Here is a 12,289-nt window from a genome sequence, read left to right as displayed (position 1 = left end):
AATGAAGAACTTTCTAAAGCTTAATGCACTTCTTATTTTTGTTATTTCTATAAATCTATTAGCTGCTTGTAGTAATTCTACTAATTCTCAAGAAGAATCAACGAAAACTGCTAGTAAAAGCGAAACTTCAGATGAAAAAGTTATTCGCGTTGGCGCAACTGGTCAAAGTTTTCCAAACTCTTATCAAGAGGATGGAAAATTAATCGGATTTGATGTAGAAGTACTTGAAACGATTGCAAACAATTTAGGGTATAAAGTGCAATGGACACTGGCAGGCTTTGAAGGGTTAGTAGGGCAGCTTGGAGTTGGAAAACTGGATACGATTGCTAATGCCTTTGAATATACAGAGGAAAGGGCAGAACAATATAATTACTCGACAACTTATTCTTATACAAGTACAGGGATTGCTGTTCTTAAAGATAGTCCTTATGATTCTGTAAAAGATTTAAATGGACAAACAGTTGCTGGTGTATTGGGCTCAAATAAAATTAATGTACTAGAAGATTATGTGAAGAAAAACGGATTAGATATTGAAGTCAGACAATATGAAACAAGAGATGGTCCACAATCAGATACAATTAAGGGTGCTGTAGCAGGTTATGTCCAAGGAAAGCCAATTTTGCAAGCAACAATAAATAAATCGAAATTACCACTGAAAATATTAGAAGATGACTTAAAGAAATCAGAAATTGGTTTCCCGTTTGCAAAAACAGAACAGGGGGATGCATTAAGAAAAGTGTTTAATGCAGAAATAGAAAAGCTGAGAGCGGATGGAACACTAGCTAAAATCTCAGAAAAATATTATGCAGATGATATTACCTCTGAGGATTAACGAGAAGTTTAATTGATTAAGTAGAAGGAAAAGAATTTCTATTAAATAGTGTATAGGCTTCTTCGTGTAGAAGGAGCCTAATTACATTTTGCCGTTTTAAATTGCGAGTTTAGAACGTCTTTTTTTGCTCAATTATAAATGCCTGCAACACTAAAAAATATAATCTAATAAATGCAATCAAATGAAAATTATAAATAATTGAAAAAAAGTGTGGGATTAACCACTTGGAATATGTTAGAATAGTCAATAATTCGGATTAGTTTTGTTGGAATTAATTATTTGATAATTTAAATAATATTGGTACTAGGAGAGGATAGGAAATGGGTTCACATGTAGTAGCTTTAAAAATGCTGCAGAACAATTTTAGTACAGAAGAAATGCGTTCTGTGTGGGATGATGAAAATAGATTACAGAAGATTTTGGATGTAGAAGCAGCATTAGCATTAGCAGAAAGTGAGTTAGGAATCATTCCAAAGGAAGCTGGAAGAGCTATAAAGGACGCTGCAAAAATAGAAAATTTTGATATTGAAGAAATTGCAAAGGAGTCTGCTAAACTAAAACATTCCTTAATGGCTACAGTTAACCATTTGCAGAAACTATCAGGCGATTATGGAGAATATGTTCATTATGGTGTAACAACACAGGATGTAACGGATACAGCGATGATTCTTCAATTGAAGGAAGCAGATGAAATCATAAGAAGAGATACAAAAAAAGTAGCAGAGCTTCTAATTGGTTTAGCATCTAAGTATAAGAAAACGCCGATGCCAGCAAGAACACACGGAATGCAAGGACTGCCAACCACATTTGGCTTTAAGCTCGCAGTCGTTTTGAGTGAGTTTGAACGTCATCTAGATAGATTAAAGAGCGTCCAGTCGCGTATTTTCACAGGTGTTCTTGCTGGTGGTGTTGGTACATACGCCGCTTTAGGAAGTATAGGACCAAAAATTGAAGAACGGGCATTAGAAATTTTAGAACTTAATGCGCCAAAGATTTGCTGGCATTCTTCACGTGACCGAATTTCGGAGTATGGCTCAGCGCTAGGGCTAATAAGTGGTTCATTAGGAAAGCTGGGAAATGAATTCTATAACTTAATGCGGACAGAAATCGACGAAGTGGAAGAGCCGTTTTCAGCAGGAAATGTGGGCTCAACTACGATGCCGCATAAACGTAATCCAGCTATTTTTGAAGGAATTGCCAGTCTGACAAAACCTGTCTTACATAGTGTTGCCTTGCTGCATGAATCATTAGTGATGGAACATGAAAGGGATGCGATGAGCTGGAGAAGTGAATGGATAGCCTTACCAGAAATTTGTTTATATTTATCCTCTCAATTGAAAAGTATGCTAACCGTTCTGGAAGGGCTTGTAGTGAAACCTGAAAACATGCTGAAAAACTTGGAGCGATTAGGTGGACTGATTTTATCAGAACGTGTCATGTTTGCTTTATCAGAAAAAATAGGTAAACAAACTGCCCATCATCTTATATATGAAATCGCAATGGAATCTGCTGAACAAAAAACTCCATTTAAAAGATTGCTTGGTCAGAATGAAAAGGTGGCTGCTGTATTGACAGAAGAACAAATTAATCAGTTATTAGATCCAAGTCAATATATTGGCTTAGCTAGTGAGAAGGTAGATGAAGTAATTGCTTCGATTAGAAATGGGGGACTTTTAAGTGAGTAATTTATCTTTTCATCAAGCAACTTCCAAAGATATTCCCGAATTACTTGATCTATCTCTAAGAGGATATGCCTCTATTCGAGAGCTGGGAATTCACTTTGCTGCTGCAACAGCAGATGCAGAATTGGTAGAAAAGAATATCAAGGAAAATATATGCTTCTATTTACGAGATGAAGGCAAAATGGTTGCAACTGCTTCTGTTCGCATGCCATGGAGCAGTCATCCTGGTCCATTTGAAATTCCCCATATTTGGTGGGTTGCTGTTGCTCCAGAAGAAAAAAGAAAAGGATACGCAAGCAAAATCCTTCATTATGTGGAGGAAAGTTTTTTAAGAGATACACTTCATTGTCCATCTGTATCGCTGGGCACGGCGAAGGAGCATCCTTGGCTTAGAGAAATGTATGAAAAACGGGGATACAAAAAGGTTGGAGAAACGGATTTAGGGAAAGGTCATATTACCATCTATTTAGAAAAATTACTTTTAGCAAAATCATATAAGAAAAGGTAGGAATTGATAATGTGGAAGAAACTGACTGTAATCATGAGTATAGCATTTTTATTATTATTATCTGCTTGCAGCGGAAACGATAATAAAACAGAAAATGGGGGATCCTCAAAGGAGCAAAAAACACTCCGTGTAGGTTCAACCGCACAAAGTTATCCAAATGGATATGAGGAAAATGGTAAATTAGTAGGTTTTGATATAGAAGTATTAGAGAAAATCGCAAAAAATTTAGGCTATCAAGTGGAGTGGGTTAGATCAGACTTTGCAGGTTTAATGGGGCAATTAGAAACCAAAAAAATTGATACAGTGGCAAACTTTGTTGCTGTTACAGATGAAAGAAAAGAAAAGTATCAGTTTTCAGAGCCGTATGCCTATGCAGGTGCTACCATTGTTACAAATAAAGACAATGCATATGATAGTTTAGATGATTTAAAGGGCAAAACAGTATCCGGAGTATTAGGTTCGAATAATGTGAAGAACTTAGAAAATTTCGATCCTGACATCATCCCTAAAACATATGAAAACCGTGATGGTGCAATGAATGATGCGATTAATAAACGTGTCGATGGTTATGTTAACTCTAAATCTTCTTTGATCGCAGAAATTGAAAAAGGAAATTTGCCATTGAAGTTTGTAGGGGAGCCATTTGTGTATGAAGATGTTGCTTTTCCGTTCCTTAAAAATGAAGATGGAGAAGCTTTGGCAAAAGCATTTAATGCTGAAATAAAAAAATTACGTGAGGATGGTACCTTAACAGAAATATCGAAGAAATATTTTGCAGACGAGGATATCACCGTTAAGGAATAGTTTGGAGGACCAGTATGAATCTTAATTTAGATTTTCCATATTTAGTTGATATATTACCAGAACTGTTGGAATTCATACCGCTTACTTTATTTCTTGCTGTTCTATCCATGGTTTTTGCCATCATTGGCGGATTGATTTTAGCTGTGATATCCAGATCGAATATCCCAGTATTAAAGCAGCTTGCCGCTGTATATATTTCGTTTTTTCGTGCCATTCCAACACTGGTTCAATTATTTTTAATTTATTATGGGCTGCCACAAATCTTTCCAGCTCTAAGTGCGATGACGGCTATAACAGCAGCGATCTTAGGGCTTAGTTTAAAACAAGCAGCATTTTTAGCAGAAATATTCCGTGCTGCACTGAATTCGGTTGATAAAGGACAGGTGGAAGCATGTTTATCAGTTGGAATGACAAAAGTGCAAGCCTTTCGTCGAATTGTTCTACCTCAGGCGACGCGAAATGCTATTCCTGCAACAAGTAATATTTTTATTGGTTTAATTAAAGAAACCTCATTAGCGTTTACTTTAGGAGTAGTGGAGCTTTTCGCCCAAGGGAAAATAATTGCTGCTAGTTCTCTTAAATTTTTTGAAACCTATTTGGCTTTAGCGCTGCTTTACTGGGTGTTAATTATTCTTGTTACTTTCGTTCAGCGGGCTATTGAAAAAAGAATGGAAAAACCGTATTTATCATAAAGGAGTAGTAGGATGATAGCTGTTACAAATCTAAAAAAGAGGTTTGGAGAGAATATAGTATTAGATGGTGTTAATTTAAAAGTTAACCGTGGAGAAGTGTTGGCTATTATCGGACCGTCTGGATCTGGAAAGTCAACATTGCTCCGGTGTTTGAATTTATTAGAGCTGCCTGATGAAGGGGTTATTCAAATAGGCGAGACAAATGTAAATGTACAAAAAATGGGGCGGAAAGATATTCATCAGCTTCGCCAGGAAACAGCGATGGTGTTTCAAAACTATAACCTTTTTAAAAATAAAACTGCCTTGCAAAACGTTACGGAATCCTTGATTGTTGCTAAGAAAATGAATAAACAAGATGCAGAGAAATTAGGGAAAGAACTTTTAGTGAAGGTAGGGCTTGAGGATAAGTTTCACCAATACCCTGCCACATTATCAGGCGGACAGCAACAACGTGTGGGCATTGCTAGAGCGCTCGCTGTTAAGCCACATGCCATTTTATTTGATGAACCAACCTCAGCACTTGATCCAGAATGGGTTTCAGAAGTGCTGCAAGTTATAAAAGATATTGCACAACAAAATACAACCATGATTATTGTGACCCATGAAATGAAATTTGCGGAAGAAGTGGCTGACAGAGTGATTTTTATGGCAGATGGAAATATCATTGAAGAAAATGAGCCGAAAGAATTATTTCATCATCCACAAAATATAAGAACAAAACAATTTTTAAAAACTTTAGAAAGAGATGAATAATAAATCATGAACATGTCTCCTGAACTATTAAACGATTTAATTGTCAAACGAAGATATTTGCATGAGCATCCAGAGCTAGCTTTTGAAGAATTTCATACAACGGAATTAATCAAAAAATGGTTAACAGAACAGGGTATTGCCATTGTTGAACTTGGTCTAGAAACAGGAGTTGTTGCGGAAATAAAGGGAGCGTTTGCGGGACCAACCATTGCTATTCGGGCAGATATTGATGCCTTGCCGATAATAGAAGAAACAGATGTTGCATTTAAATCAAAAAATGAAGGGAAAATGCATGCCTGTGGTCATGATTTCCATACAACTGCTATTTTAGGAGCAGCGATTCTAATCAATAGTCAAAAGGACAAATTACATGGAAATGTAAGATTTATTTTTCAGGCTGCCGAGGAAATTGCTCAAGGTGCAAAGAAATTTGTAGAAAAAGGAGCAATAGAAGGAGTAGAAGCAATTTTTGGAATGCATAACAAACCTGATTTGCCAGTAGGAACGATAGGGGTAAAATCAGGTGGACTTATGGCAAGTGTAGATAAATTTAGTTTAAGGTTTATCGGTGTCGGAGGTCATGCTGGTATACCACATCGTGCTATTGATCCGATTGTTATGGCTAGTCAATACGTAACAGCAGTTCAGTCAATTGTCGCAAGAAGAATGGATTTGTTTGATAATGTAGTAGTCAGTATCACAAGCATCCATGGAGGAAATACATGGAATGTCATTCCAGATGAAGTCAAACTAGAAGGTACTGTTCGAACATTTCAGCCTAAAGCTCGTGAGGCAGTTCCGACAATAATGAAAAAGCTAGCGGCGTCTATTGCAGAGGGAAATGGTGGTTCGGTTGAATTTGTTTGGGATGATTATCTTCCCGTGGTAAACAATCATCAAGATTATGAAGATATTGTCCGAGCCACAGTTTTGGATGCAGGGTATAATGTCGTCGATGCTGTGCCAAGTGCCGGTGGAGAGGACTTTGCGTTTTATCAAAATTATATTCCGGGATTTTTCGTTTGGATGGGAGTGGATGGACCCCAAGAATGGCATCACCCTAAGTTTGATTTACAGGAAGAGGCCATTAAAGTGGCTGCTGAATTTTTTGCTAAGCTAGCGGAGAACCTTTTGAAAAATGACTGATTTAACAAAAGCGATAGTTGACTTGATTCAATCCTCCCCGTCTTACAAGGAGCTTACTAATGAGACAAAAAAGAATTTGGAAAAGGGAGTATTCGATTATTTTCTGGCGTGTTTTGCCAGTGTGAGGTTCGATATAAACTTTTCCACTGTTTTACGTACTGCTATTTATCCTGCTGGAGAGGGAGCAGCAATAATCGGCACGGATTCAAAGGTTCACCCTTTTGATGCTTGTTTAATTAATGGGTATTCTGCACATGCATTAGATTTAGATGATGTTCATTCTGAGATTAGAGGACATCCGTCTGCGATTATTTTGAGCTTATTACATGCCCTAATAGAAAAGAAGCGTGATAGAGACCGCTTCTATGAAGCCTATTTAATAGGAATAGAGACGATGAAGTGTTTTGCTCAACTATTAGGTGCCCAGCATTATGAAAAAGGGTTCCATACAACTGCGACTGCGGGAATTTACGGAGCAGTTGCAGCTGGAGCCCATTATTTACATTTCGAAACAGAGAAATTTTCGCAAGCTATTAATTTATGCGTATCCAAATTAAGTGGTTCTCGGAGTCAATTTGGAACAATGGTGAAACCGCTGCATGCTGGTCTAACTGCCCAAAGTGCTTGGCAGATTCTTCATTTTGTTGATAAGGGAATCGCCGGAAGTAATAATACCATTCAAGCAAAAAATGGTTTACTTTCTATGTATGTGGAGCAGAGAGGAAATCCATACGAGGTTTTTGAAAAATGGGGAGAACCTTGGACTATAGATAAACCTGGATTATGGTTCAAATTATATCCATGTTGTTCTGCAAATGCACATGCCATTGAGGCCATTCAGAATATAAAGGCACAAAGAAATTTTTCCATTGATGAGGTTGCTTCTGTTGATTTGTATTTCCCTCCCAATGGTGATGCTGCATTAGTTTACACGCGCCCGAAGAATGGAGAACAGGGGCGTTTTAGTGTAGAATACTGTGCAGCTTTATTATTGCGGGGTGAAGCATTATCTATTGAAAATTTTTCTGTCAATCAAATTGCCGATGATATTCAAGAAGGAATAAAAAAAATTCATCGAAAGCATGATCCTGCAATTCCCGTAAAAGAAATTAGTTATCCAAAAGGAAGATATTGTATAGCTAAAGTAATGTTAAAAGATGGTCAACAGTTGGTATCTAGAGTAGATGCACCAACAGGCTCACCAGCTAAGCCGCTTAAAATGAAGGATTTAGCCAATAAAGCAAACACATTATTAGGCGAACAAGCCAATACTTTAAATAAGTACTATGCTGCAGGAATAGAAGGCTGGTAACAGAGGGGCGGTTCTTGTGAGGTCATTTGGCCATCAAGAACTGTCTTTTTGAGCAGGAGAATATCTTTAAGAGATAAAATTCATTCTTTTCCCTCTTTGAACATGCAATGGGTCCCAATGTTTTAGGGACCTTTTTTATTTTAGAAATTTGTCCAGGTGGCTGCTGCATGAAAGAATAACAAGGTATAATAGAACTAGAATTTTGAGGTGACTAAATGAAAAAATCAATTGGAATTATTATAGCATGTTGTATCTTTATCCTTTCTATTATAAGCATTGTCTATTCTAGTTGGTCGAATCATACTAGAGAAGCAAAAATCTCTAATGGGCAAATAAATCTTACATCTGTATCGTTTGATAATAAAGATATCATTCACTTAAATGGGGAATGGGAATTTTATAAAAATCAACTGATTACTCCAATTCCAAACAAGAATATATTTGATTCATATGAGAGGGAGTTAAGATACGTCCCTGGATTATGGAGTGATAATAAGAGTAAGGCTCCTTTTATTGCGGGAACTTACCGAATTACAATTACAGTTCCGAAAGATGGTCTTTATGGTATAAAAGTAAATGCTGTCAATCATGCCAGCAAGTTATTTATCAATGGGATAGAAGCAGGAGAGAGTGGCAACCCATCGAAAGATAAATCAGACTATCGTCCATATATTCGAAAATATATCGGTATAGGAAGAAGCGAAAATCATAAGATCGAAATTGTTATTCAAGCAGCAAGTCATAATCAACCGCTGCGAGGCGGAGTAATACAACCAATAGAATTTGGATCGGCAACTCAAATATTAACAAGCAGAGAAAGTGATAGAACAATTGAAACTTTATTATTAGGCGGTTATTTAGTCTTAGGGGTATTCTATCTTTTTAGCTTTTTTTATCGAATGAGGGATATCCATCAATTATACTTTAGTCTTTTTTGTATTCTTCAAGGGGTATATGTAGCTTTTATCAATGAAAAGATAATCGAGCTAGTTATTCCTAGCATAAGTGTTTACTTGTTATCCAATATACAGCTGTTATTATTTCATAGTGCTTTGCTCTTCTTTTTATGGTTTATCCATGGGTGTTTTAAGGAGTTTACTAGTCAAAAGGTGATTCAGGTTATCAGCATTCTGCTTATGATAGACGGATTATTATATGGCGTTCCAGGTGTTAGTGCAAATCTATTATGGTTCCTTCCTATTTTCACCAAACAAATAATGATTGTCCTATTAGTAGCACCAGCCTATGTGTATATAGGATTTGTTTTGATAAAGGCTCTAGTAAATAAATCAGAAGGTTCCCAGTATCTTATTATCATTGTGTCATCGTTTATCAGTTATGGTCTTGTGCTTGGGGTTAATTTTCTCTTTGCTACAGAAATAGGCAGAATCCCTCTTATTCTATTTTTATTTATGACGATTGGCCTTGCTTTATATATGGGACTACGATTTTATCAGGCTTTTATTAAAATAGAAAAACTATCAGAGAGTCTGCAAGTACAGGATAAATTGAAGGATGAGTTTCTAATAAAAACTTCTCATGAACTTAGAACTCCTTTGAATGGAATTTTAAATTTATCTAGGCTGATGCTAGAGGGCAAGGAAGGACCACTTTCTATAAAGCATCAGGAGAGCCTAGCACTGATCCATAATGTTGGGAAGCGTTTAGCAAATTTAGTGGAAGATTTATTAAATGCTTCTGATATAAAAACAAATAATATTGCATTATTCCCAAAAAGTTTAAATTTAAAAATAATAGATGAAGTCATAAAAGAGATGTATCTTTTGGTTCCTGTAAATAAAAATATTACGATTTCCAACAAGATAAATGCCCATCTGCCCAATGTGTATGTCGATGAGGCTAGGCTTATCCAAATTTTTTATAACTTAATTTCGAATGCTATTAAGTACACGGACAATGGTGAAATCACTATCACGGCAGATGTCATTAATAATAAAATGGAAATCACTGTTACGGATACAGGAATGGGAATAAAAGAAGAAGAGCTAGAGCAAATTTTTACGACATTTTACCAAAGTGAAAGAACAATCAACCGAGGAACAGATGGACTGGGATTAGGGCTGGCTATTACGAAGCAGCTGGTCTTAAAATCCGGTGGCGAAATTTTTGTGAAATCAAAAGTGGGACAGGGCTCTCAATTTTCCTTTACCCTTCCTTTAGCTAGTACAGGGGAGAAATTGCCAGTTGAAACACTAGTCCGTCCAGAGGAGTCTATCGTTAAATCTCAAGAAAACAAGGAAAAGTTACAACTTCCGCTGCCTTTAATCGAAAATGGCAAAAGTCCTTATACCATACTTGTTGTCGATGATGAACATGCAAATTTAAAAGTGGTTGTTAATCTGTTAAAACTGCTTAACCATAGTATAATTGCAGTAGATAATGGAAACATGGCATTGGAAATAATCAAAGAAAGAAAAATAGATTTATTGGTGGCAGATTTAATGATGCCCGAAATAAATGGCTATGACCTCTGTAACATCATTCGAGAAGAATATCATTTAGTCGAATTACCAATTTTAATTTTAACGGCTTCAGGGCAAATAGCAGATTTAACAAAGTCCTTTATCAGAGGAGCCAATGATTTTTTGCGAAAACCTATTGAGCCAGAAGAATTAAATGCAAGAGTGACATCGCTTTTAACGATGAAAAATGCCGCAGAACAGGCGGTAAACAATGAACTTAATTACTTTTATGCCCAAATAAAACCACACTTTTTATTTAACACATTAAATAGTATCATCGGTTTAAGTTATAGGGACATGGAAAGAGCCAGAGAAGGGTTATATCATTTATCCACTTATTTCCGCGGAAAACTTGATTTATATCGAAAACCAACCCTGATCTCTATACAAGAAGAAATGGAATTGGTTCAGGCATATCTAGCAATTGAACAATTGCGCTTTGGCGAAGACTTACAGGTGAAGTTTGATATAGAAGAAGATATTCAGATGGAAATTCCGGCCTTAACTATTCAGCCTCTTGTCGAAAATGCAGTTCAGCACGGATTTTCTTACAAGAAAAAAGGTGTGATTTCTATCATAATAAAAAGAGTGGAACCAAAAATAGTTAACATTATTATAAGTGATAATGGAAAAGGAATGAACGAAGAGTCAAGGAATAGGTTACTTCAAGGTAAGAGTAATGGGATGGGCTTTTCCAACGCTTTAAAGAAGCTAAAACTGCTTAAAAATTCAAAACTCTTACTCGAGTCTACAGAACATCAGGGTACTAAAATAATCATCATACTTCCAGAGGTGAGAAGGAATGAGGGTCATAATAATTGATGATGAAAAGTGGGCGATCGAAGTATTAGTACGCCAACTTAATAGATTAACGAATGTAAATATTGTGAAGACATTTACCAATCCGCTTGAAGCCTATCGGGAGCTACCGAAATTAAATGTGGATGTAGTTTTTCTTGATATTGAAATGGGAGAAGTGGATGGTCTAGAATTTGCAGCAAAGCTACTCGCTTTGCCGACACACATGGATATTATCTTCGTTACTGCCTATAATCAGTATGCGTTAGATGCATTTGAAGTAAATGCAATAGATTATCTAATAAAACCTGTCACTATTGCTAGATTGAAAAAAACTTTTGATAAACTGCGTATTTATGGACGAGCAGATTCACAAGTTTTAACTGATAAGAAACAGAGATCCCTATATGCAAACGTGATGGGAGGATTTCAACTGCTTGATCAGGATGAAAGTGTTGTGAAGTGGCGGACCAAAAAGGTTAAGGAGCTGTTTATTTATCTTTGGCAGCACAAGGGGATATTAGTGCATAAGACAAAAATTATTGACAACTTATGGACAGATATTCCAATAGATAAATCCTTAACATTATTGCACACTTCTATCTATCAATTAAGGAAAACACTCAAAATATTAGGATTAGAAGATCCCATCGTCTTTTTAAATGATCATTATAAATTTGATTGCATTATTAAAAGTGATATAGATCGGTTGTTAGAGATTTTTGCTAAAAAAGTGGTATCAGAGGAAATGATAGAAGAAGTTCTCTCTCTCTATAAAGGTGATTACTTGGAGGAAGAAGATTTCGAATGGGCCATCGGGAAACAAAAGCAAATAAAATCCCAGTTTGTAAATTTTTTAGAACAATATATTGAGGGAAAACTTGAGCGTGTAGAAAAATCAAGCAGCATTATTATAAAATCTTTAGAAAAATTAGTAGAGATGGAGCCATATAGTGAAAAATATCTCGCATATGCTATTAGATATTTGGGGGAACAAGAAAGTAAGCAGGAGCTAATTCGCTTTTTTGAATATTTTCAAGAAAAGTGGTCGAGTGATCTAGATTTGCCTTTACCCAAGGAGTTATTTGATTTGTATCAGCAATATATAGTGAAGCTTTAGAAAAAGAGGATGTCCCGAATGGATGGGATATCCTTTTTATTGTTCAGAATTTGTTCAGAAGGTCCTGATAATATATATAAGGTTTTAGATAGACAAATAAAAATTAATACATTTGAGAGTTTATTATTCCTATAGATAAGAATTAAAGCTAATCTTGAG

At 36.0% G+C, this 12,289-nt stretch carries 10 protein-coding genes; all 10 read left to right on the top strand.

The window, feature by feature from the left end:
- Window position 1: 1 nt before the first annotated feature.
- The 10 genes from MHH96_RS02530 to MHH96_RS02485 all read left to right on the top strand — a co-directional run bounded on the left by MHH96_RS02530 (window position 2) and on the right by MHH96_RS02485 (window position 12,130).
- Window positions 2-832 carry a transporter substrate-binding domain-containing protein gene (locus tag MHH96_RS02530; RefSeq protein ID WP_144545694.1) on the top strand — a complete coding sequence of 277 codons (831 nt, stop codon included), beginning with the start codon at window positions 2-4 and terminating at the stop codon, window positions 830-832.
- Window positions 833-1,152: 320 nt separating this feature from the next.
- On the top strand, window positions 1,153-2,517 hold the full coding sequence (purB, locus tag MHH96_RS02525; RefSeq protein WP_061798188.1) for an adenylosuccinate lyase: 1,365 nt from the start codon (window positions 1,153-1,155) through the stop codon (window positions 2,515-2,517).
- Window positions 2,510-3,022, top strand: a complete 513-nt coding sequence (locus MHH96_RS02520; protein ID WP_061798187.1) for a GNAT family N-acetyltransferase — start codon at window positions 2,510-2,512, stop codon at window positions 3,020-3,022. The genes purB and MHH96_RS02520 overlap by 8 nt, the downstream gene beginning before the upstream one ends.
- Before the next feature lie 6 nt (window positions 3,023-3,028).
- Window positions 3,029-3,826, top strand: a complete 798-nt coding sequence (locus MHH96_RS02515; RefSeq protein WP_235844471.1) for an amino acid ABC transporter substrate-binding protein — start codon at window positions 3,029-3,031, stop codon at window positions 3,824-3,826.
- Window positions 3,827-3,840: 14 nt separating this feature from the next.
- Window positions 3,841-4,518 (top strand): amino acid ABC transporter permease, encoded by a 678-nt coding sequence (locus MHH96_RS02510; protein ID WP_047942102.1) that lies wholly within the window; start codon window positions 3,841-3,843, stop codon window positions 4,516-4,518.
- Between the two features lie 12 nt (window positions 4,519-4,530).
- Window positions 4,531-5,271, top strand: a complete 741-nt coding sequence (locus MHH96_RS02505; RefSeq protein ID WP_061798183.1) for an amino acid ABC transporter ATP-binding protein — start codon at window positions 4,531-4,533, stop codon at window positions 5,269-5,271.
- 3 nt (window positions 5,272-5,274) lie between these two features.
- Entirely contained in the window at window positions 5,275-6,417 is a 1,143-nt protein-coding gene (locus MHH96_RS02500) for an amidohydrolase (protein WP_321198309.1), read from the top strand.
- The gene (locus MHH96_RS02495; protein WP_095259253.1) at window positions 6,410-7,729 is read left to right on the top strand and encodes an MmgE/PrpD family protein; all 1,320 of its coding nucleotides are present in this window, start codon (window positions 6,410-6,412) and stop codon (window positions 7,727-7,729) included. Before MHH96_RS02500 ends, MHH96_RS02495 begins: the two co-directional genes overlap by 8 nt.
- Before the next feature lie 215 nt (window positions 7,730-7,944).
- Window positions 7,945-11,034, top strand: coding sequence for a hybrid sensor histidine kinase/response regulator (locus MHH96_RS02490; protein WP_095320869.1), 3,090 nt, complete (start codon window positions 7,945-7,947; stop codon window positions 11,032-11,034).
- Entirely contained in the window at window positions 11,015-12,130 is a 1,116-nt protein-coding gene (locus tag MHH96_RS02485; RefSeq protein WP_047942105.1) for a response regulator, read from the top strand. Before MHH96_RS02490 ends, MHH96_RS02485 begins: the two co-directional genes overlap by 20 nt.
- Window positions 12,131-12,289 lie beyond the last annotated feature (159 nt).

Source organism: Niallia sp. FSL K6-0212, assembly GCF_038007605.1.
In the GTDB taxonomy this organism is placed as follows: Bacteria; Bacillota; Bacilli; order Bacillales; family Cytobacillaceae; genus Niallia; species Niallia circulans.
Note: the sequence above shows the minus strand (reverse complement) of the source record. Positions and strands in the feature narration are given on the sequence as shown.

What these genes read in the sequence shown, in the direction of transcription:
- MHH96_RS02530 (WP_144545694.1), top strand. Translation starts at nt 2, where the DNA reads ATGAAGAACTTTCTAAAGCTTAATGCACTTCTTATTTTTGTTATTTCT.
- purB (WP_061798188.1), top strand. Translation starts at nt 1,153, where the DNA reads ATGGGTTCACATGTAGTAGCTTTAAAAATGCTGCAGAACAATTTTAGT.
- MHH96_RS02510 (WP_047942102.1), top strand. Translation starts at nt 3,841, where the DNA reads ATGAATCTTAATTTAGATTTTCCATATTTAGTTGATATATTACCAGAA.
- MHH96_RS02505 (WP_061798183.1), top strand. Translation starts at nt 4,531, where the DNA reads ATGATAGCTGTTACAAATCTAAAAAAGAGGTTTGGAGAGAATATAGTA.
- MHH96_RS02495 (WP_095259253.1), top strand. Translation starts at nt 6,410, where the DNA reads ATGACTGATTTAACAAAAGCGATAGTTGACTTGATTCAATCCTCCCCG.
- MHH96_RS02490 (WP_095320869.1), top strand. Translation starts at nt 7,945, where the DNA reads ATGAAAAAATCAATTGGAATTATTATAGCATGTTGTATCTTTATCCTT.
- MHH96_RS02485 (WP_047942105.1), top strand. Translation starts at nt 11,015, where the DNA reads ATGAGGGTCATAATAATTGATGATGAAAAGTGGGCGATCGAAGTATTA.